General features: G+C 68.7%; 21 protein-coding genes. 14 read left to right on the forward strand and 7 right to left on the reverse strand.

The window, feature by feature from the left end:
* The first annotated feature begins 30 nt into the window (after positions 1 to 30).
* Positions 31 to 267: a hypothetical protein gene (locus tag G7043_RS14190; protein ID WP_166046073.1), complete on the forward strand. Its 237-nt coding sequence runs from the start codon at positions 31 to 33 to the stop codon at positions 265 to 267.
* Positions 264 to 2,393 carry a TOMM precursor leader peptide-binding protein gene (locus tag G7043_RS14195; protein WP_313887870.1) on the forward strand — a complete coding sequence of 710 codons (2,130 nt, stop codon included), beginning with the start codon at positions 264 to 266 and terminating at the stop codon, positions 2,391 to 2,393. Before G7043_RS14190 ends, G7043_RS14195 begins: the two co-directional genes overlap by 4 nt.
* Positions 2,394 to 2,397: 4 nt before the next feature.
* Here the strand turns inward: G7043_RS14195 and G7043_RS14200 are convergent, their stop codons facing one another.
* The gene (locus G7043_RS14200) at positions 2,398 to 3,573 is read right to left on the reverse strand and encodes an SGNH/GDSL hydrolase family protein (RefSeq protein ID WP_166046074.1); all 1,176 of its coding nucleotides are present in this window, start codon (positions 3,571 to 3,573) and stop codon (positions 2,398 to 2,400) included.
* Between the two features lie 67 nt (positions 3,574 to 3,640).
* Here G7043_RS14200 and G7043_RS14205 point away from each other — a divergent pair, with 67 nt between their 5' ends.
* Entirely contained in the window at positions 3,641 to 4,171 is a 531-nt protein-coding gene (locus G7043_RS14205) for a class I SAM-dependent methyltransferase (protein WP_313887871.1), read from the forward strand.
* A gap of 97 nt (positions 4,172 to 4,268) precedes the next feature.
* On the forward strand, positions 4,269 to 4,661 hold the full coding sequence (locus G7043_RS14210) for a hypothetical protein (protein ID WP_166046076.1): 393 nt from the start codon (positions 4,269 to 4,271) through the stop codon (positions 4,659 to 4,661).
* Here the strand turns inward: G7043_RS14210 and G7043_RS14215 are convergent.
* The gene (locus G7043_RS14215) at positions 4,658 to 5,476 is read right to left on the reverse strand and encodes a LysR family transcriptional regulator (protein ID WP_166046077.1); all 819 of its coding nucleotides are present in this window, start codon (positions 5,474 to 5,476) and stop codon (positions 4,658 to 4,660) included. The two genes, G7043_RS14210 and G7043_RS14215, sit on opposite strands and share 4 nt — an antisense overlap.
* 82 nt (positions 5,477 to 5,558) lie before the next feature.
* Between G7043_RS14215 and G7043_RS14220 the strand changes: the two genes are divergently transcribed.
* On the forward strand, positions 5,559 to 6,428 hold the full coding sequence (locus G7043_RS14220; RefSeq protein ID WP_166046078.1) for an MBL fold metallo-hydrolase: 870 nt from the start codon (positions 5,559 to 5,561) through the stop codon (positions 6,426 to 6,428).
* Between the two features lie 27 nt (positions 6,429 to 6,455).
* On the opposite strand, the gene G7043_RS14225 is transcribed toward G7043_RS14220, so the two are convergent.
* Entirely contained in the window at positions 6,456 to 6,806 is a 351-nt protein-coding gene (locus G7043_RS14225) for an MmcQ/YjbR family DNA-binding protein (RefSeq protein WP_166046079.1), read from the reverse strand.
* Positions 6,806 to 7,963 (reverse strand): serine hydrolase domain-containing protein, encoded by a 1,158-nt coding sequence (locus G7043_RS14230; RefSeq protein ID WP_166046080.1) that lies wholly within the window; start codon positions 7,961 to 7,963, stop codon positions 6,806 to 6,808. The genes G7043_RS14225 and G7043_RS14230 overlap by 1 nt, the downstream gene beginning before the upstream one ends.
* Positions 7,964 to 8,324: 361 nt before the next feature.
* On the opposite strand from G7043_RS14230, the gene G7043_RS14235 reads away from it, so the two are divergent.
* Positions 8,325 to 9,020 carry a carbonic anhydrase family protein gene (locus tag G7043_RS14235; RefSeq protein WP_166046081.1) on the forward strand — a complete coding sequence of 232 codons (696 nt, stop codon included), beginning with the start codon at positions 8,325 to 8,327 and terminating at the stop codon, positions 9,018 to 9,020.
* A gap of 133 nt (positions 9,021 to 9,153) precedes the next feature.
* Positions 9,154 to 10,380: an MFS transporter gene (locus G7043_RS14240; protein WP_313887872.1), complete on the forward strand. Its 1,227-nt coding sequence runs from the start codon at positions 9,154 to 9,156 to the stop codon at positions 10,378 to 10,380.
* Here the strand turns inward: G7043_RS14240 and G7043_RS14245 are convergent.
* On the reverse strand, positions 10,287 to 10,880 hold the full coding sequence (locus G7043_RS14245) for a DedA family protein (protein ID WP_166046082.1): 594 nt from the start codon (positions 10,878 to 10,880) through the stop codon (positions 10,287 to 10,289). The two genes, G7043_RS14240 and G7043_RS14245, sit on opposite strands and share 94 nt — an antisense overlap.
* Positions 10,881 to 11,066: 186 nt before the next feature.
* Between G7043_RS14245 and G7043_RS14250 the strand changes: the two genes are divergently transcribed.
* The 3 genes from G7043_RS14250 (at position 11,067) to G7043_RS14260 (ending at position 14,536) form a co-directional block, all read left to right on the forward strand.
* Positions 11,067 to 11,849 (forward strand): hypothetical protein, encoded by a 783-nt coding sequence (locus G7043_RS14250; RefSeq protein ID WP_242642246.1) that lies wholly within the window; start codon positions 11,067 to 11,069, stop codon positions 11,847 to 11,849.
* A 91-nt stretch (positions 11,850 to 11,940) separates the two neighbouring features.
* A complete protein-coding gene (locus G7043_RS14255) occupies positions 11,941 to 13,293 on the forward strand; it encodes a gamma-glutamyltransferase family protein (protein ID WP_207311139.1) in 1,353 nt (450 codons plus the stop codon).
* Between the two features lie 64 nt (positions 13,294 to 13,357).
* Positions 13,358 to 14,536: a sugar efflux transporter gene (locus G7043_RS14260; protein ID WP_166046083.1), complete on the forward strand. Its 1,179-nt coding sequence runs from the start codon at positions 13,358 to 13,360 to the stop codon at positions 14,534 to 14,536.
* Here the strand turns inward: G7043_RS14260 and G7043_RS14265 are convergent.
* Positions 14,514 to 15,620, reverse strand: coding sequence for a hypothetical protein (locus G7043_RS14265; RefSeq protein WP_166046084.1), 1,107 nt, complete (start codon positions 15,618 to 15,620; stop codon positions 14,514 to 14,516). The genes G7043_RS14260 and G7043_RS14265 overlap by 23 nt on opposite strands.
* A 361-nt stretch (positions 15,621 to 15,981) precedes the next feature.
* On the opposite strand from G7043_RS14265, the gene G7043_RS14270 reads away from it, so the two are divergent.
* The gene (locus tag G7043_RS14270; RefSeq protein ID WP_166046085.1) at positions 15,982 to 16,902 is read left to right on the forward strand and encodes a hypothetical protein; all 921 of its coding nucleotides are present in this window, start codon (positions 15,982 to 15,984) and stop codon (positions 16,900 to 16,902) included.
* On the forward strand, positions 16,899 to 17,429 hold the full coding sequence (locus G7043_RS14275; protein WP_313887873.1) for a histidine phosphatase family protein: 531 nt from the start codon (positions 16,899 to 16,901) through the stop codon (positions 17,427 to 17,429). Before G7043_RS14270 ends, G7043_RS14275 begins: the two co-directional genes overlap by 4 nt.
* 53 nt (positions 17,430 to 17,482) lie before the next feature.
* Here G7043_RS14275 and G7043_RS14280 read toward each other — a convergent pair whose 3' ends face one another.
* A complete protein-coding gene (locus G7043_RS14280) occupies positions 17,483 to 18,637 on the reverse strand; it encodes a metallophosphoesterase (RefSeq protein WP_166046086.1) in 1,155 nt (384 codons plus the stop codon).
* Between the two features lie 200 nt (positions 18,638 to 18,837).
* Between G7043_RS14280 and G7043_RS14285 the strand changes: the two genes are divergently transcribed.
* The gene (locus G7043_RS14285; protein ID WP_166046087.1) at positions 18,838 to 19,227 is read left to right on the forward strand and encodes a hypothetical protein; all 390 of its coding nucleotides are present in this window, start codon (positions 18,838 to 18,840) and stop codon (positions 19,225 to 19,227) included.
* 18 nt (positions 19,228 to 19,245) lie between these two features.
* Positions 19,246 to 19,683, forward strand: coding sequence for an SRPBCC family protein (locus G7043_RS14290; RefSeq protein WP_166046088.1), 438 nt, complete (start codon positions 19,246 to 19,248; stop codon positions 19,681 to 19,683).
* Positions 19,684 to 19,708 lie beyond the last annotated feature (25 nt).

Below are 19,708 nucleotides of genomic sequence, written 5' to 3' on the forward strand. Positions count from 1 at the left end.
GGGGCCAGCAGAGACTGAGGGGAGAGCGTCATGAAGGACTTCACGGCCGAGCTCGAGCAGGTCTTCGGCGTCGCACCGAGCCGGGAGACCGGACTGCTGATCGACACGTTCGACGGCGCGGGCATCGGCTTCGGCGGGGAAACGCGGGACACCTGGACCCGCGTCGACGCCGCGTTCTCCATCTGCATCGCGCCGTTCGGCGACCCGTCCGTCAGTCCCTGCCGGGTCGCCAACACCGGCGTCTGTCGCGTCGTCGTTCCGGCGTGACGTCGCGACACATCGGGTTCAAGCGGCACCTGCGTGCCGAGGTGGTACCGGGCGACGCGGTGTACGTGTTCTCCGAGGAGGACACCACCGCGTTGCGCGGCCCTCACGTCGAGGCGCTCGCCCCGCTGCTCGACGGCAGCCGGGATCTCGCCGCGGTGCGCGCCGAGTTCGACGCGTCCCCCGAACAGGCTGCCGGTCTGCTGACTCAGCTCGCGCACGCGGGGCTCATCGGTGCGCGCACGTCCGGCTCCGCCTACTGGGACGCGCTGGGTGTCGAACCCGCCGGCACACCGGACGTCGAGGTGATCACCCTCGGTGTCGACGCCGAGCTGCCGCCGATCGCCGAGGGCGACGGCGCGCTGACCGTCGTGCTGGTGTCCGACTACCTGGTCGACGGTCTGTCCGAGGTGGACGAGAAGCTGCGGGCTGCCGGCCGTCCGTGGCTGCTGGCCAAGCCGGTCGGTGCCAAGGTGTCCATCGGCCCGTTCTTCACGCCGGGCTCAGGTCCTTGCTACCGGTGTCTTTCGCATCGGTTGTGGGCGAACCGGGCCGCCGAGGCCCACGTGTGTTCCGCCCTCGGTCTGCCGGGCGCGGTGCCGAGGTCTCCTGTGGTTTTCGAGCCTCTGCAGGCGATCGCGCTGAATTTGGTGGCTCTGGAGGCGGCCAAGTGGGTCGCCGGTCACCGCTACGACGGTCAGCGGGCCATGTGGATGTTCGACAGCCGCGACCTCACCGGCAGGCGCCATGCCGTCACCGCTCGCCCGCAGTGCCGTTCCTGCGGCGATCCGTCCCTGATGAGCGAGAAGGCTTGGCGTCCCGTGGAGCTGTCGTCTCGCCCGAAGGCGCACACGTCGGGCGGCGGACACCGTTCCGTTGCGCCGGAAGAGGTGCTGTCGACCTACCGGCATTTGGTGAGTCCAGTGACCGGTGTCGTGAAGGACATCGTCCGTGACGATCGCGGCCCTGCGTTCTTCAACGTCTTCCGGTCCGGTCCGAACCTCGCCCTCGGCAACCGCGGCGCGGCCCACCTCCGTTCGGCCCTGCGCTCCCACAACGGCGGGAAGGGCGTCACCGCCCTGGACGCCGAGGTGGGCGCGTTGTGCGAGGCGCTGGAACGGCACAGCGGGTACGCCGACGGTGACGAGGCCCGCGTGCGCGGCAGTTACCGTTCGCTTGGCGCACAGGCGATCCATCCGGACACCGTGCAGCTGTACGACCCGCGTCAGTTCGCTGATCGCGAGGCCTGGAACGCCGCGCACTCGGACTTCCAGCACGTCTGCGCGCCGTTCGACGACGACGCCGAGCTCGACTGGACACCGGTGTGGTCGTTGACCCGGGGCGAACACCGGTTGCTGCCAACGGGTCTGCTCTACTTCGACGCGGCGGACGCGCGGCTGATGGCCGACTCGAACGGCAACGCGGCCGGGTCGTCACTGGAAGACGCTGTCCTGCAAGGAATGCTGGAGCTCGTCGAGCGTGATGCCGTCGCGTTGTGGTGGTACAACCGGACTGCGCAGCCACCGGTGGACCTGGCCGGGGACCCGTGGATCGACTCGCTGCGGTCCGTGCACGCCGGACTCGGCCGCGAGGTGTGGGCGCTCGACCTGACGTCCGACCTCGGCGTGCCGGTCGTGGTGGCACTGTCCAGGAAGGTTTCCGGTGAGCGCGAGGACATCATGCTGGGCTTCGGCGCCCACCTCGACCCGGCGCTGGCGTTGCGTCGCGCGCTGACCGAGATGAACCAGATGATGCCCGCTGTGGTGGAGGGCGGCGACTGGGAAGACCCGGACCTCCAGCTCTGGTTCTCCACGGCCACCGCGGCGAACCAGCCCCACCTGCTGCCGGTGGGTGCGCCGGTCCGCCACTCGTGCACCGCCTCCGATGATCTGCTGTCCGACGTGCTGGACGTTCAGGCACGGCTGGAGAAGGCGGGTCTGGAGGTGTTCGTGCTCGACCAGACCCGGCCGGACATCGGGTTGCCCGTGGTGAAGGTGATCGTGCCGGGGCTGCGCGGGTTCTGGACCCGCTTCGCGCCCGGCCGGCTGTTCGACGTGCCGGTTCAGCTCGGCCGGCTCGCTGCCCCGACTCCGTACACCGAGCTGAACCCGATTCCGATCTTCCTCTGACGGTCTAGAGCGTGGCGATCCGTACCGCCTTCGCCATCGCCTCGAACCCCTTGTCACCGGGGTGCAGGTGGTCACCCTGGTCGTAGTCCGGCCTGATCCGCTGCGGGTCGGCCGGATCGCGGATGACCTGGTCGAAGTCCACGACCGCGTCGAACTCGGAGCTGGTGCGGATGTAGGAGTTCACGGCCTGCCGCACCGCTTCGAGTTCCTCGGTGTAGCTGCGCCAGCCCTTGAACGGCGTGATCGTCGCGCCGATCACCCGCAGACCGCGGTCGTGCGAGCGCTGGGCGATCTGCTTCAGCGCCGCGATGATCTTGGCCGGGTCGGTCTCGTGCGGGGTCTGCTGGATGTCGTTGATGCCTTCGAACACGATGACCGAGCGGACGCCGGCCTGGGTCAGCACGTCGCGGTCCAGGCGGGCCTGCGCGTTCACGCCTGCTCCTCCGCCGTCGAGCAGGAGCCGGTTGCCGCTGATGCCCGCGTTCAGCACGCCCAGGCGGGTGTTGATCCGGTCGGCGAGCTGGTCGGGCCAGCGCAGGTTCGCGCCCCAGGTCGAGTTGGCGCCGTCGGTGATCGAGTCGCCCAGCGCGACCACGCTGCCCTTCAACGTCGACGAGCGCACGTCGACGCCCGAGACGTAGTGCCACTTGGTGGTGCGTTCACCGAACGCGGCGGCGGACTCCTCGGCCGCGTGGTTGCCGTCGCGGGTGAGGTACGAGTTCTGCATGGTCAGGTTGTGGTGGGTGACCGGACCGCCGGACGTCGGCGTGTAGACGCTCACCAGCAGGTCGGAGTCGGCGGGGACGTTCAGCGCCACGCCGTCGCTGATCACGTCGGCACCGGGCGCGGCGGTGATCGACGGGGAGCCGCCGAACGTCAGCGTGCGCATGGTGCCGGGCAGCGCGAGCGGCGTGTCCGGGCCGGCCGCGCGGGCGACGGTCACCGAGCCGAACAGGGTCGGGGTGCGGCCGAAGGCGTTGGAGAGCCGGACGCGGATCTCCTTGCCGCCGGCGCTGACGTGCACGATGTTGCGGATCGTGAAGTTCGGAAGGCCGTTGTCGGTGCCGGGCAAGGCCGACGAGGGCGCGGAGGCCCAGGTGCCGACCCAGCGGGCCGGTGCGGCCTGGGCGGGGGAGGCCGCCGCCACGAGCAACGCCACTGCCAGCAGAAAGCGCGTCATGTCTTCGACCTTGGCAGCGCTGCAACTCCTCCGGTATCCGCCGATCTTCGGATCTATGCTTCACCCCGTGTGGAACGGGGCTGAGTACCAGCGCAGGTTCGACTCGCTCGCCGAGTCGGGTATGGACGTGCACGGCGAGGCGACCTTCGTGCGCGCGTACGAGCCGAAGACCGTGCTGGACGCCGGGTGCGGCACCGGGCGGGTCGCGATCGAGCTGGCGAAACACGGCATCGAGGTCGTCGGCGCGGACCGGGACACCTCGATGCTCGCGCACGCGGCCGAACTCGCGCCCGGCATCACCTGGGTGTGTTCCGACCTGGCCGAACTCGATCTGCGCCGCACCTTCGACGTCGTGATCATGGCCGGCAACGTGCCGCTGTTCACCGAGCCCGGTACGCAGGACAGGCTCGTGGCGGGGGTTGCCCGGCACGTCGGGAAAGTCCTGATCGCCGGGTTCAGTCTGAACCGCGGCTACACCGTCGAGGAGTACGACGAGCACTGCGCACGGGCTGGGCTGAAGCTGGCCGAGCGGTTCGCGACGTGGGATCGGGAAGAGTTCCGGGGCGGCGACTACGCGGTGTCCGTTCACCTGTCCTGATCTCGATTGACGCGCTTCGAGAGTTTCTCGGCGTGGCGGCTCGGTTGCGGCGCTACGGTGTGGCCAACCGCAGCGGTGTGAAGGGCAGGAGCCTGGCGTGACGTCGTGGACCGAAGTGATCAACTATGTTCGGGTCCGGTACGAGGTGCTGGAGGAAAGCGACGAGTGGCTGCGCTTCCGGCTCGACACCGCGGGCGGCCGGACGCAGCAGGTCTCCGTGCATCACCTGCCCGACACCGACGGCCAGGCGTGGGTGGAGATCTCCTCACCCGTCGGCCGCGCCGACGAGGTCGACCTGCGCCGCTTCCTCGAGCTGGCCGGTGCGCCGGAGCTCGGTGGTGCGGCGGTCGTGGACGGCATCGCGCTGCTCAAGCACGTGGCGCCGCTGGAGGAGCTGAGCATCCGGGAGGAGTTCGAGCGCCCGCTCACCCTGCTCGTCTCCCGTGCTGATGTGATGGAGCACGAGCTGACCGAGAACGACCACTTCTAGCCGTACGCCTTGATCGCGGCCTCGACGAACGCTCTGGTGAGCGGGTCGTCCCTGGTCCACGCGATCACCACCGGGCTGGGCGGCATGTCCCGCAGCGGCACCACTGTCACCTCGCCGAGGTCGTGACCGAGCGGGGCCAGGCCCACGGTTCCGTTCCACAGCACGGATTGCACGCACTCCTGAACCGCGCGGACGACGGGGCCGCGGCGGGGTTCGCCGCCGTTCCAGTAGTTCTGCCAGATCTCGTCGGTGCCCGCGGGGAACTGGAACCAGTCGCGGCCGGCGAGGTCGGCGGTGCTCAGGTGCTCGCGCTGGGCGAGCGGGTCGTCTTTTCGAAGGACCGCACCGACCGGGTCCAGGCGCAGGATCAGGGTTTTCAGGCCGGATTTGTCGAACGGGCCGCGCGTCAGGGCGACGTCGACCTGGTTGGTGCGCAGGCCGCAGGTGGGGTCGGTCAGGTCGGTCCCGCGGATGTGGATCTCGACGTCCGGCCGCTGCTCGCGGAACGCGGCGGCGACCTTGGCCGCGCCGTGGTCGCCGAGCAGGCCGACGGTGATGGTCGTGCGGGTGAGCTTGGCGCGGACGCGGTCGGCGTGGTCGAGCAGGGCCCGTGCCTCGTCGAGCAGCGTGCGGCCGGCCTCGGTGAGCGTGACGCCGGCGGGCGAGCGGTGCAGCAGCGTGGTGCCGAGATCGTTCTCGAGGTGTTTGATCGCCCGGCTGAGCGGTGGCTGGCTCATGTGCAAGCGGTGCGCGGCCCGGCCGAAGTGCAGCTCCTCGGCGACCGCGACGAAGTAGCGCAGCGTCCGCAGCTCCATGATCAGGCACGATACTCGCTCGGTATCGGCTGTACCGAGCCGGTCTTGGACTCGGGGCCGGGGGCGGCGGTGGAGTGGGAGCATGAACCTCCCAGACCCCGTCGTCCAGGTTTCCGGCGCCGTCGACGTCGCGTCCGACGTCCTGGTGATCCCGAACGACCACGTCGGTCTCGTGCCCAACATCGGCGTCATCAGCGGCACGGAAGCCGTCCTCGTCGTGGACACGGGACTCGGTGTCGCCAACGCGGCCGCGGTCGCCGAGTTCGCGTCGGAAGTCGCGCGCGGACGGCGGATCTACCTGACGACAACGCACTTCCACCCGGAACACGCGTTCGGCGCGTCCGTGTTCGACGGCTCGTACGTGGTCAACCGTGCGCAGGCGGAAGACTTGCGGCGCAAGGGAACCGGCTACCTGGAGATGTTCCGCGGGTTCGGCGGCGCGATCGCCGAACGGCTCGCCGAGACCGAGGTGCCGGTGCCGGACGAGGTGTTCGACGGGGTGCACGCGCTCGATCTCGGTGGCCGGACGGTGGTGCTGCGGCCGACCGGGCGCGGGCACACGTCGGGGGACCAGGTGGTCGAGGTGCCGGACGCCGGCGTGCTGTTCACCGGCGACCTGGCCGAGACCGGGCAGTTCGCGATCTTCCCGTGGTTCCCGCCGCACGACACCGACGTGTCCGGTCTCGCGTGGATCGAGGTGATGGACCGGTTGATCGCCGCGGCGCCCCGCGTGGTCGTGCCCGGCCACGGGACGACCGGTGGGGTGGACGTGCTGGAGGGCGTGCGGGACTACCTGCGCGAGTTGCGGGACGAGACGTGGCGGCGGCGCGACTCGGCGATGGAGCTCGCGGAGATCGTGGCCGAGGTGCGTGCGGTGCTGATCGACAGGCATCCCGAGTGGGCCGGGCAGGAGTGGATCGAGCGCGGGATCGGTTGTCTGTGCGCTGAGTGATAGTGTGCTTAGTGGTTTCAGTGTTGACTAAATGTAGTCCTCGCCGAGGCGCGCGCGGATGACCTTCTTGGGCACGCACATGACCCAGGCACCGATGACGAGCTCGGTCATCTCCTCGACGTCCAATTCGGCCATCGAGGCGTGCACCCACTGGAACCGCATGTCGGACTGGCTCGGGAAGGCGAACTTCACCGGGTCGCTCGCGACCAGCGCTTCCCGTTCCTCGCGCGGATAACCGAAGCCCAGCACGGTTTCGTCGCGGGACAGGGCCGCGTAGACGATCTGGCCCACGCGGAACTTCACGCGGTCGCGGATGAGGTGTTCGGTGGTGCGCGGCAGCGACAGCGCCACGGCGCGGATGTCGGCGACGGTGACCATCAGGCAATCCTCCACGCGGCGGCGCCGTTGTGCAGGAAGTTGGCGCGACCGCGTTCGTCGGATCCGACCAGTTCCATGACGTGGTGGCCGTCCGGCTTCGGTTCGGCGGTGATGATCGTGTGGTCGCCGTGGCGGACGACCTCGACGCGGTCCTTGCGGTGGAACAACTCCGTGCGCGGCTCGTAGGTCAGGAACGTGCGGCCGTCGTCGGTGGCGAGGGTGATGTCGTACAGCGTGTTGCGGTAGGTGCCGCACATCCAGTCGTCGACCTGGGCGGGGTTCGTCGGCGGCAACGGTGGTGGGGTGGACCCGATGCCCGCCGCGGTGAAGACCTCGTGGGCCAGCGGGGCGCCGTTCGCACTGTTGGTCAGGACGGCCACCGCCAGTCCGGTGGACGGGTCGACGCGCAGGAAGCTCTTCTGTCCCTTGGAGACGCCGGTGTGGCCGACGATGCCGCCGGGGTAGCGCATCCAGCCGAGTCCCCAGGCGGTGATGCCGTCGCCGAAGTCCGGGATGTCGTCGAGCTGGGGTTCCCGCAGCGCGGCGAGGGCCGGGTCGGTCAGGTGCAGGCGGACGAACTCCAGCAGGTCGCGGGCGCTCATCACGAGGTGTGCGCTGCCGGGTGCGGCGACGCACGTCGAGACGGTCCGCAGGCCGAGCGGCGTGACCAGCTCCGCGTGCAGCACGTCGTCGAACGGCTTGCCGCGCAACACCTCCACCAGCCTGGCGAGCACCACGAACCCGCTGTTGGAGTACGAGAACACCTCGCCCGGCGGGAACCAGTGGTCCGCGTCGGCGAGCGCGGCGACGAACTCCTCGATGGTCCTGGTGCCGGTGAAGTGATTGCTGTCGAGACCGCCGGTGTGGGTGAGCAGGTGACGGGCCGTCAGGGAGTCGGCGGCCCGGTCGCGCAGCCGGAACCCCGGCAGGTATCCGCTGACGGGGCGGTCGAGGTCGAGCAGGCCTTCGGTGACCAGCCGGTGGATCAGGGTGGCGGTCCAGATCTTGGTGATCGAGCCGATCCGGAACCCCGACTCGGTGGTGGTCCCGGTGTCGGCGTGCTGCCCCGCGGCCTCGTCGCGGATCTCCCCGCCGGCCAGCACGGCGACCTGCGCGCCGGGGACGTCGTGCTTCGCGATGAGTTCGGCGAGAGGCATCTGCCAATCCTGCCGCACGCTCGTCGCGATTCGCGTGCCGCGAGGTCGCTCAATTCGCATTGCGGTAAAGAAGAACGAATCGGACAATCTAGATAAAGAACGACTTCGTTCACCAATTTACCCGCCGAAAGTAGGGTGTTGTCTCAATTCGTGCGTGCTCGCCGCGCGGTTCTCGGCCTCGCTGTTGACTGATGCTGTGACCTGCGCGCATGGGTCGTAGTGGCGCTGTCTGACCGGTTCGTTATCGAATTGAATTCCGGATCGGTGAGAGCGTGGCCACACTTGAATGTTCTTTTCACTCGATCGGGTGAAAAGTGGCGCAATGAACCTAAGACGGTCCCTTCCGGCTTTACTTCCGCTCGTGATCGCCGCGTCGTTCGTCGCGGTCGGCACGGCTGAGTCGGGGACACCGAAGCAGAGCCCCGTGAACGTCACGCCCGGCGCGATCCGGTTGGATCCGCACGCGCCGAAGCTGGACGTCACCTACGGGAGCTCCGCGCTTGAACTGAAGTACATCCGCAAGGACGCGGCAGACCCGAACGGTTGCGCCACCCGCAACCACGAGGAGACCGAGGAGGCGGAGGTCCAGCCGGGAGCTGGCCACGTCACCGTCGCGGGCACCCGGTACGACCTGGTGCAGTTCCACTTCCACACGCCGTCGGAGCACCAGTTCGGCGGCCGCAACACGCCGCTCGAGATGCACCTCGTGCACCGCAGTGCGGAAGGCAAGTTGCTGGTGGTCGGCGTGCCGCTGGTCGTCGGCTCCCACTCGGTCGTCGACGACGTCCTGGCGAAGCTCTCGCCGGAGTGCGGTGAGCCGGTGGAGATCGAGCCGATCGACCTCAACCGGTTGCTGCCGGCCAGTCATGACACGCTGCACTACACCGGTTCGCTCACCACGGCGCCGTTCACCGAGGGCGTCGAGTGGTACCTGACCTGTGAGCAGCACGTGTCGGCCGCGACGATCGCGCGCTTCAAGGGGATGTTCACGGCGGGCAACGCCCGTGCGACGCAGCCGCTGAACGGGCGGACCATCGTCGAGGTCCCGCGGATCTGAGCAAGTCCTCGATGAGGGGAGCTTTCATCAACCTCAGGTTGATGAAAGCTCCCCTCATCTCGTTGGAGCGTGTGAGCAGAGGCACCGCTCCAGGGCTTCTGAAGCGCGTCAGAAAGACCGTAAAATCGTTTCAGTGAACACCACCCGCGCGATGACCGCGCTCGCGCTCGGCGGGTTCGGCATCGGTACGACCGAGTTCGCGACGATGGGGCTGCTGCCCCAGATCGCGGAGACCTTCAAGATCCCCGACTACGAGGCCGGCCACGCGATCAGCCTCTACGCCGCCGGTGTCGTCGTCGGTGCGCCGTTGATCGCGGTGCTCGGCGCCAAGCTGCCGCGCAAGGGCATGCTGATCGGCCTGATGCTCGCGGTGGCGCTCGGCAACGGGCTGTCGGCCGCCGCTCAGGACAAGACTCTTCTGCTCGTTGCCCGGTTCGTCGCCGGGTTGCCGCACGGCGCGTTCTTCGGCATCGCGGCGGTCGTCGCCGCCACGCTCGTTGCTCCTGAACGGCGGGGGACGGCGGTCGCGCGCGTGATGGTCGGACTGACCGTGGCGAACCTCGTGGGCGTACCGCTCGCGACGGCGGCCGGTCAGCAGATCGGCTGGCGCACGGCGTACTTCGCGGTCGCGGTGATCGCCGTGATCACGGCCGGGGCGATCGCGGCCTGGGTGCCGCGGGTGCCGACGGTCGAGGGTGCGTCGATGAAGGGCGAGGTCCGCGCGTTCCGGCGGCCGACGGTCTGGTTCGCGATCTTCACCGGCATGATCGGCTTCGGCGGCATGTTCGCCGTCTACTCCTACGTCGCCCCGCTGACCACCGAGGTAGCAGGGCTGCCGGCGAGCGTGGTGCCGTGGATGCTCGCGGTGTTCGGGCTCGGCATGACGCTCGGTGCGACGTTCGGCGGGCGGTTCGTGGACCGGTCCCCGATGGGGTCGGTGTTCGGCGGCCTGGTCGCGGTCTGCGTGATCCTGGTGCTGTTCGGGCTGACCGCGTCGATCCCGGCGTTCATGTTCGTCTTCCTGTTCCTGCTCGGGTTCGTCATCCAGATCCTGGCGGCCGCCCTGCAGATCAGGCTGATGGACGCCTCTCCGGACGCGCCTTCGCTCGCGTCCTCGTCCAACCACTCCTCGCTCAACGTCGCCAACGGCGCGGGCGCGTGGCTCGGTGGTCTGGCGATCGCGGCGGGCTGGGGCTACACGTCCACGGCGTGGGTAGGCGTCGGGTTGTCGTTGGCCGGCTTGGCGATCGCGGCGGCGTCGGTGGTCTACGAACGGCGTGCCTTGACGCGCGAGATCACGAACCAGCCGATGGCGATGGCGAGCGCGGCCAGCACCGCCGTCGACACCCACCCCAGGTAGCGGTCGACCAGTTCGTAGTTCTCGCCGAGCGCGTACCCGGCGAGGATCAGCGCGCTGTTCCAGACGAGACTGCCCGCCGCGGTGTAGAGGGTGAACTTCAGGATCGGCATGCCGGACACCCCGGCGGGGATGGAGATCAGGCTCCGCACGACCGGCACCATCCGTCCGATGAACACGGCTTTGGTGCCGTGCTGGTCGAACCACGCGTCGGACTTGTCCACATCGGACACGGTGACGAACGGGATCTTGTCCGCGAGCCTGCGCAACCGCTCCAGGCCGAGCCACGCGCCCAGGCCGTAGAGCACCAGCGCGCCGGCGACCGAACCCGCGGTGGTCCACAGGATCGCGGCGATCAGCGAGATCTTGCCCTGGCCCGCGGTGAACCCGGCCAGCGGCAGGATCACCTCGCTCGGCACCGGCGGGAACACGTTCTCCAGCGCCACCGCCAGTCCCGCGCCGGGTGAGCCCAGCGCCTCCATCAGCCGCGTGATCCACTCCATGGCTGTCGAATTACCCGTTTTGCCCGGCACCTCAACCTTGATCTCCGCCGCAGCGTGCGCTCAAGCTCCGATGAATCGAGTCAAATCCGGTCATTCCATGTCACTTTAGTTGACACCGTAGGTCGAGACCTCCTACCTTCGTGCAGTGTTCCCCTGTCGAATCGCCGCCAGGAAGGACACCGAACGATGGAATCGCGCATCACCCGCAGAGCGGCACTCGCAGCCGCCGCCCTGATGTTCGTCACCGTCAGTCCCGCGCACGCGGCACCCGCGTGGAGCCCCAACCCAGGGACCGACGGCCTCAAGGCGTTCGAGGGCATTGAGGTCGACCGAGGCAACAAGTTCCCCGAACGCAAGGGCAAGTACATCGTCGTCGAGGGCGACCACTACCGGTTCAACATCTGGAAGAACGACCGCGACACGACCGGTGGCGGTGACCGGCAGCGCACCGAGTCCAAGGGCATGGTCACCAACGGCAGCGCCCTCAAGCTCAAGAACGGCGAGACCTGGGTCATCTCGTACGAGATGTACATGCCGTCATCCCTGCACGGCACGAGCAAGTTCACGCACATCTTCCAAACCAAGACGCCCAAGACCAACGGCGGACCGTGGACCACCCTGTCGTTGAGTCGCAGCGGTAGCACCGAAACGATCCGAGCGCGCGCGTTCAGCACGTCCGGTGCGCCGGACATCGCCTCGACCAACCTGGCCCCGTTGCGCGACAAGTGGGTCACCGTCGAGTGGACGATCACGCCCGGCGCCAGTGGCACGGTCGGGTTCGTGCTGCGCAACGGCACGGGGGCGAACGCGCCGATCGCGGTGCAGGGCAAGCGTTCCGGTGTGCGGATCCCGGACGAGGGTGACTACATCCGGCCGAAGTGGGGCATCTACCGCTCGGTCGAGAGCGCCTCGTCGGACATCCTCGACACGTACATCAACTTCCGGAACTACACCGCGACCAAGAAGTAGGACGTGGGGCCGGGTGGCCCGCTGATCGCCCGCAGGTCTACCGTTGTCTGCCTTCACTTTTCCCGAAGAGGAAAAATCCCGGAGGTCAACGGTGCGAGGCGCGATCGCGGCGGGCCACCCGCTCACCGCCCAGGCGGGCGCGGCGATGCTGCGCGCCGGAGGAAACGCGGTCGACGCCGCCGTCGCGGCGATGCTGACGTCCTGCGTCACCGAACCGCTGCTCACCGGCCTGGGTGCCGCCGGGTACATGATGATCGCGCCGGCCGGTGAATCCCCTGTGCTGCTGGACTTCTCGGCCGAGGCGCCGGGACGCGGCAGGACGGGCGCGAGGGCGCCGCTCGACCCCATCACCGTCCACTTCGGTGACGCGCAGCAGGAATTCCACGTGGGACCGTCGTCGGTCGCCGCGTTCGGCATGCCCGCCGGTGCCGCGAAGGCCGCCACTTACGGCCGGGCGCCACTCGAAGAACTCGTGGCCGTCGCGGTGACGCACGCCCGTGAGGGCCATCGGGTGAACCAGTACCAGGCGTACGTGACGTCACTGCTGCTGCCGCTCGCCCGGAGCGCGGGCCTCAACGCCTTCGCGGAAGGCGAACTCCTCGTCCAGCCCGAGCTCGCGGACGCCCTCGAACGGCTCGGCCGTGACGGCGCGGAGCCCTTCTACACCGGCGACATCGCGGCCGCCATCGCCGACACGATCAGCGCGCACGGCGGTGACCTCAGCCGAGCGGATCTCGCGGCTTACGAAGTGATCGAACGCGAGCCGCTGCACGTGCGGCATCGCGGCCGTGACATCCACACGAACCCACCACCCGCGGCGGGCGGTGCGTTGCTCACGCAGATGCTGGAAGCGTTGCCGGACAACCCGTCGCAGCAGGACCTCATCCGTGCGCTGGCCACCCCGAAGGCGCACCTGAACCGGCTCGGCTCCACCACGCACATCTCGGTGCTCGACGCCGACGGCACGGCCTGCGCGGTCACCACCACGAACGGCGCGAACTCGGGCATCTCGATCGCCGGCGTGCACCTCAACAACATGATGGGGGAGGAGGACCTGTCACCGGACGGGTTCTTCAGCCACGCGCCCGGCGACCGGCTGCCGTCGATGATGTCGCCGACCGTCGTCACCCACCGCGGCCACACCCAGCTCGTGCTCGGCAGCGCCGGGTCGAGCCGGATCTGCGGCGCGATCCTGCAGGTGCTCGTGAACGTCCTCGACCGCGGCATGCCCGCCCAGGACGCCGTCGACGCGCCCCGGATGCACCTCAGCGGAGACCACCTCCACGTCGAACCGGGAATTCGACCGGAAAGCGAACTCCCGGTCACCCGATTCCGCGCGCCGAACATGTTCTTCGGTGGTTGCCAGGTGGTCGAAATGACCGGATCCGGCCTGCTCAGTGGTGGTGCAGATCACCGCAGAGGCGGTGCGATCGTCATCGTGTGATATGTTGCCCGCATCCTGGGATATCTAGTTTCCTGATTCACGGATCAACGCGCACGATGGCTGGGTGACGGTCCTCAGCGAGAGAAGATCCTCGCCGCTCCTGTCCCGTACGTTCCTCCAACTCTCCGTCATCAGCGTCGTGTCCGGGCTCTCGATGGCGTTCGCTCTACCGTTCGGCTCGCTCTTCCTCACGACCGAGGTCAAGGTCACGCCGTTCCAGCTCGGCTTCTTCCTGATCGCGAGCCCGCTCGCGTCGGTCGTGGCCAGCACGATCATGGGCAAGCTGTCCGACGGCCGGGTGCAACGCCGGTACATGCTCGCCGCCGGCGGTGTGGCCGGCGCGATCGGCTACAGCCTGTTCGCCGTGCTGCGCGACTACTGGTTCTTGCTCGGCACGTCCGTTGTCTTCGTGGCGATCACGTCGTCGTTGTTGCCACAGCTCTTCGCATACGGCCGTCAGGTCTCACAAGGACCGTCGATGGTCGTCAGCGTTCTGCGCACGCTGCTGTCGGTCGCGTGGGTCGCCGGACCGCCGGTGGCCGCGTTGCTCGTCGCCAAGACCGGCTGGGTGGGCTTGTTCGGGTCCACCGCCGTCCTTCAACTCGGTGTCGCGGTACTCGCCCTCACACTGCCCGTGCCGGCCGCGGAACCCGAAGAACCAGCACAAGAAGAGGTGGCCGGACCGGCGCGCGGCAACATGGCGGTCGTCTCCGTCGCGTTCACCTTCATGCAGGGCTCCGTCGCGCTCGCGGTGAGCGGCCTGCCCCTGTTCGTCACCACCGAACTGCAGGGCACCGCCGGTGACGCCGGGCTCGCGATGGGTCTGTGCGCGGCGCTGGAGATCCCGATGATGCTGTGGTTCGGGTCGCTGGCGAACCGGATGTCGCAGCACAAGCTCATCCTCATCGGCGCCGTGATCTCGTTGAGCTACCACAGCCTGATGGTGTTCACGGACTCCGTCTGGCAGGTGATGGCCGCGCAGCTGCTGCACGCCACCGTCATCTCGTTGGTCATGGGTGTGGGCATCACCTACTTCCAGAGCCTCGACCCCGGCCGTCCCGGCCACGCCACGACGATGTTCAGCAACACCCAGATCGTCGGCAGCATGATCGCGGGCGCGTTGCTCGGTCTCTCCCAGGAGCTGGGTTTCCGCTGGGTCTACGGCTTCAGCTTCACGATGTGTGTGTTCGGGCTGGCCTTGTTGCTGGTGGTCGGCAGGCTCACTGGATCGTCGAGGCGGTGACCTTCGGCTTCTCGCCCGCGCCGAGGTAGAAGATCCCCTTGATGGTTTCGAACCCGAGGCTCGGGTTGCGGCGCAACGTGGAACCCTCGACGGACATCGAGCCCGACTTGTCGTTGCTGACGAAGAACACGGCGCCGCCGCCCTCGTTGGCCTGGTTGTCCTCGATCAGCGACCCGGCGACCCGCAGCGTGAACGTGTTGCCGTCGTTGTAGATCGCGCCACCGCTACCGCCGCCCGGCGTGCCGTCGCGCGCCGGGTTGGCGCCACGGCCGATGGCCTTGTTGCCCTTCATCAGGCAGTTGAGCACCACCCAGTTCGTGGCGATGCTGCTCAACGCACCACCGTTGGAGCACACACCGCCGTCGAAGGTGCTGCTGGTGATGTAGACGGGTGCGGTGCTGGGCCGGTCGACCACGCGGATCGCGGCGCCACCGAGGTCGGGCCCGTTGGCGTCGCACTTGTTGTTCGCGAACCGGGAGTTCACGACCTTCAGGTTGCCGCCGCGCACGATCACGGCGCCGCCGCCTCCGCCGTCGCTCGTGTCGCCGGTCGAGTTGCCGTCGGCGAGGGTGATGTTCTGGACCACCAGCCCGCCTCCGTCCTGATCGAGCACCCGGCGCCGGCCCTGGCCGCTCAACGTGATCCGGCCGCCGCCGTCGAGGACGACCTTCGCGCGGACCTTCGCGGTCGCGGCCATGGGAATGGTGAGCGGGTTCGGCCCGCAGTTGAAGGTGATGACCCCGCCGGCGGCGACCGCGTCGACGACGGCCTGCGAGGTGCAGCCGGCGGGCGCGCCGGTGCCGATCACGCGGGTGGGTTTGGAGGTGTCCTCGGCGGCGGCCTCCGGTGGCACGGCGGCACCGCCGGGGTTGCCGAACTTCGCGGGAGGAGGCGGAGGCGGGGGAGCGGGCGGCGGGGGAGCGGTGCTGCTGCTCGGCGGAGGTGTCGTCGTCACGACGCTCACGGTCTGCGATGCGGAGGTCGTGGGCGACTGCGGTGCGGCGACGGGGTTTCCGGTGACGGCCGTGCCGCAACCCGCCACGAGGACGGCCAGCAGCACGACGACCTGTCTACCTGAAGACATGGCGGGCACCCTAGGCGCGTCGCGGCCGGTCCGCGAGGAGGTCGGCCCTCCTGAACCGTTTTTGTTGCCCTGAAACGCCATGAGACCAACGTGTGCTGCAGGTGTTTCCCGACTGTGACCCGCGTGCCGAGACGAGATCCGGTTTTTTCGGTCTGGTGACCGTGGTGTGCGCAGGTGCGGGACGGTCCTTAGCTTGACTCACGAGTCAGGAAAGTGAATCCGTCCGGACCAGCGGTTGTGACGGAACGTAGACGAAACGGGTTAACCGTCAACACAGCGTGCGTTGAATTGAGCTCAAACGACCCGTTCGTGAATGAGCCACACGTTCGGGTGACCGTCTGGTCCTGGCACACTGCGCTCCGTGCCCACCGAGTTCTCCGACGAACCGACCGAGCGTCATCTGGCGCCCGACCCAGCGTTGATGGAGGCTGCCCGCGCCAGGGGCCGCGAACGCTGGGCCGCCGCCGGTGATCTGCCGCCGCAGGAGGAGAAACCGCCGACGAGTCACCCGCTCAACCGGCGTGTCGCCGTGATCGCCGCCGTGGCCGCGCTCCTGGCTCTCTCGGGGATCGTCATCGTGACGCTCAGCGGTGGTTCGGGCGACGGCGGCACGGACGTGGCGTCGCCCTCGCACAGTTACGTGCCCGGTCTGATCACCCCGCCGGAGGAGCTGCCGGAGGAGTCGGCGTCGAACGGCATGAACCCGACGCTCGCGTCCTCGGCACTGGGCCTGATCCCGACGGCGACGCAGACCGTGCCCCCGCCGCCGGTCGGCAACGACACCGGCAACCGGGCGGTCACCGGCGGCAAGTCGCTGACCATGGGCCCCGGCTGCGGTGGCTACAGCAACGTCGGCCTGTACCGCGACGGCCGCAAGGGCTGGGTCGACCACGGCGACGGCAAGTGCGGCACGGCGTTCGTGTCGATCCCGATGTCCGGCGACGCGCGCCGCGACGACGCCTCCGCCTACGGCCAGTGGACTTTCACCGTGTCCGGCACGTGCGACGTCTCCGTGTTCATCCCAAACGGCAACCTCGAGGAGGTCGGGGGTAACCCGACCGTGTACTACGTCTTCGACCGCAACGGCGTCGACGGCACCCCGATGGCGTCGTTCGCGATCAAGCAGGTCGACAAGCGCGGCCAGTGGGTCAACGCGGGCAAGTTCAAGTCCAGCGGAAACCTCACCGTGCAGCTGCTCACCCGAGGTCAGGACTGGAACAACTCCGGACCGACCTACGCCCATCACGCCGCTAGTGCCATCAAGGCAGACTGCACGGCGTGACGAGAGATCTGCACCTGGTCCGGCACGGCGAGGCGACGAAGGACGAATCGAGGTTGACCGCACGCGGCCGCAGGCAGTCCGAGCTGCTCGCGGAACGGTTGCGGGGAACGGGTTTCGCGGCGGTGCACCACGGTCCGTTGCCGCGTGCCGCCGAAACCGCGTCGATCATCGCCGAGGTCCTGAAGGTGCCCTGCCGGGTCGAGGCGGCGGCCGACGACTTCGTGCCGCATTTCGTTCCCGACCACGACGAGTTCTTCGACCAGTTCCCCGAGTCGGAACGCACCCGTGGCCCGGCGCTGGCGCACGAGGCCGAGACGCGGTTCGCGCGCCCCGGCGACGGCCCGGTGCTGGTGGTGACGCACGCGTTCCTGATCAGCTGGCTGGTGCGGGACGCGCTGGACGCGCCGCCCGAACGGTGGCTGACGCTGAACCACGACAACGCCGCGCTCACCGTCATCCGCTACACGGCGAAAACGCCGCCCAAACTGGTCAGGTTCAACGACTCAGGGCACCTCAACGGGCTTTAGCGTGAGCCGGTCTTCAAAGTCAGCACAGTTCAGGTTCAACGACTCAGGCCACCTCAGCCGGCTTTGAGCGTCAGCAAACTGATCTCGCTGGGGGCGAACACGCGCATCGGCGGGCCCCAGAAGCCGGCGCCGCGGCTGGTGTAGAGCTGGGTGCGGTCGCTGTGCCTGCTCAGGCCGGCGACCACCGGCTGCTGCAGCCGCACCAGGTAGTGGAACGGCCAGATCTGCCCGCCGTGCGTGTGCCCGGACAGCTGCAGGTCGACGCCCGCCTCGACGGCCTTGCGGATCTCCGACGGCTGGTGCGCGAGCAGCACGACCGGCGCGGCGGAGTCGGCGCCGCGCAACGCGAGCGCGAGGTCGGCGGCGTGGCCGGGTTCGCCGGAGTGGTCGGCGGTGATGTCGTCGATGCCCGCGAACACCAGGCGGGCGCCGCCGCGTTCCAGCGTCTCGTGCTCGTTGTGCAGCGCCTTCCAGCCGAGGCGCGTCATCAGGTCGATCCAGCCCTGCGCGTTCGAGTAGTACTCGTGGTTGCCGGTGATGTAGAAGCGGTGCTTCGTGTTCACGTCGCCGAGCGGGGTGGCCTGTTCGAGGCGCTGCTCGGCGGTGCCGTCGGCGATGTCACCGACGTGCACGGCGACGTCGGCGTTGAGCTCGTTGACCGCGTCGACCATGCCCTTGGACCACTTGGCGCGGTTGATCGCGCCGTAGTGGGTGTCGGTGATGACGGCGATGGTCAGGCCGTCGAACGCCGGGTCGAGACGGGGGATGGTGACGTCCTGGCGCTTGATCCGCGGCACGCGCATGGCCTCGTAGACGCCGTAGACCGTGACGGTGACGATGAGGACGGCGAGCAGGACCGCGATCAGCCGGGAGCGCAACGGGTTCTCGACGCCGCCGAGGGCCAGGGCGAGCCTGAGCACGTCGGAGATCAGCGTCCAGACGAACGCGATCCACACGAACCCGAGCAGGAACTGGGAGATCCGCGCGGCCCGGTCGCTGTGTCGCCGGGTGAACAGCACGATCATGCTGACGGCCGCGCCGGCGAAGAGGATCGCGGCGATCGGGCGGACCGGGTCTGGCCATTCCGCGCTTGCCGCGAACAGGCCTTCGAACGGCACCCAGAAAAGCAGCGTGGTGACCGTGAGGAGGACGAGCGTGAATACCACCCGCCGTACCGTGATGCGGGGGCGTGCCGCGGTCGTCGTCATTCGTCCATCCTCCAGAATCACTGCGGTCAATCCATCTCAACGCACGGACGGCGCACTTTGTTCGCCCGAGCCGGCGTAGACGTCCGTCACATGCGTTTTCGAGGCATTTCACCCTCGCGCGACGCAACCGCCGACCTGGTCGGGAGTCCTCATATCAGCACCTCCGAGACCGCCTGACCCGACGACTTAGAGTGGGACCCATGATCTTTTACACCGACGAGGAGAGCCGCACGCTGCGCACCGCCGTGTACGGCGCGATGCTGCTGGTCTCCCACGCCGACCCCGGCCCCGTGCTGGAGGAGCGGTTCGCCGGCCTGCGTGCTCTCGCGAACCTGTCGCCGGACCTGCGCGGTGTCCTGGGCGCGGCTCGTCCGTCCGTGCCCGCCGGTACCGACGAGGAGATCGAGCCGGTCGTCCTGGAGGCGCTGCGCTCCTCGATGAAGACCCTCACGGCCCGCTCGCCGGAGGACGCGGCCGACTTCCCGCGCGCCGTGCTGGCGATCTGCCGCGAGGTGGCGGAGGCCGACGGCGTGGTCGTGGACTCCGAGGACGCGATGGTGGCCCGGATCGAGGGAGCGCTCGCGCTCTAGCAGGTCTAACCTCCGTCCATGAGCGTGGACGTGCGGCCCGAGGTAGTCGTGCACCGGCCGCGGGCCGAGGTGGCGGCGTACATGTTCGATCCCGCCAACGACCTCGCGTGGACGGGCGGGATCACCGCGAGCAGGCCTGACCAGCCGGGGTTGCTGGTGCGGGGCGCCACGGTGGTGCGGACGGCGAAGTTCCTGGGGCGCACGTTCGACTACGGCTACGTCGTCACCGCGCACGAACCGGACCGGCTGATCGAGATGAGGGTCGAGAAGCCGTTTCCGATGACTGTGCGGTACGAGCTGGAGGACGCGCCGGGCGGGACGAACGTCGCCATCCGGGCCACGGGCGCGCCGGGCGGGTTCTTCGCGGTCGCGGAACCGTTGATGCGCTGGCAGGTGCGGCGGAGCATCACCGCGGATCTAGGGCGTCTCAAAAAGAACCTCGAAGCGCTTCGCTAGGCCGAACGGTCGATAGCGCGCGGCT

Origin of the sequence: Lentzea alba, from assembly GCF_011067745.1 — a bacterium.
Taxonomy (GTDB): domain Bacteria; phylum Actinomycetota; class Actinomycetes; order Mycobacteriales; family Pseudonocardiaceae; genus Lentzea; species Lentzea alba.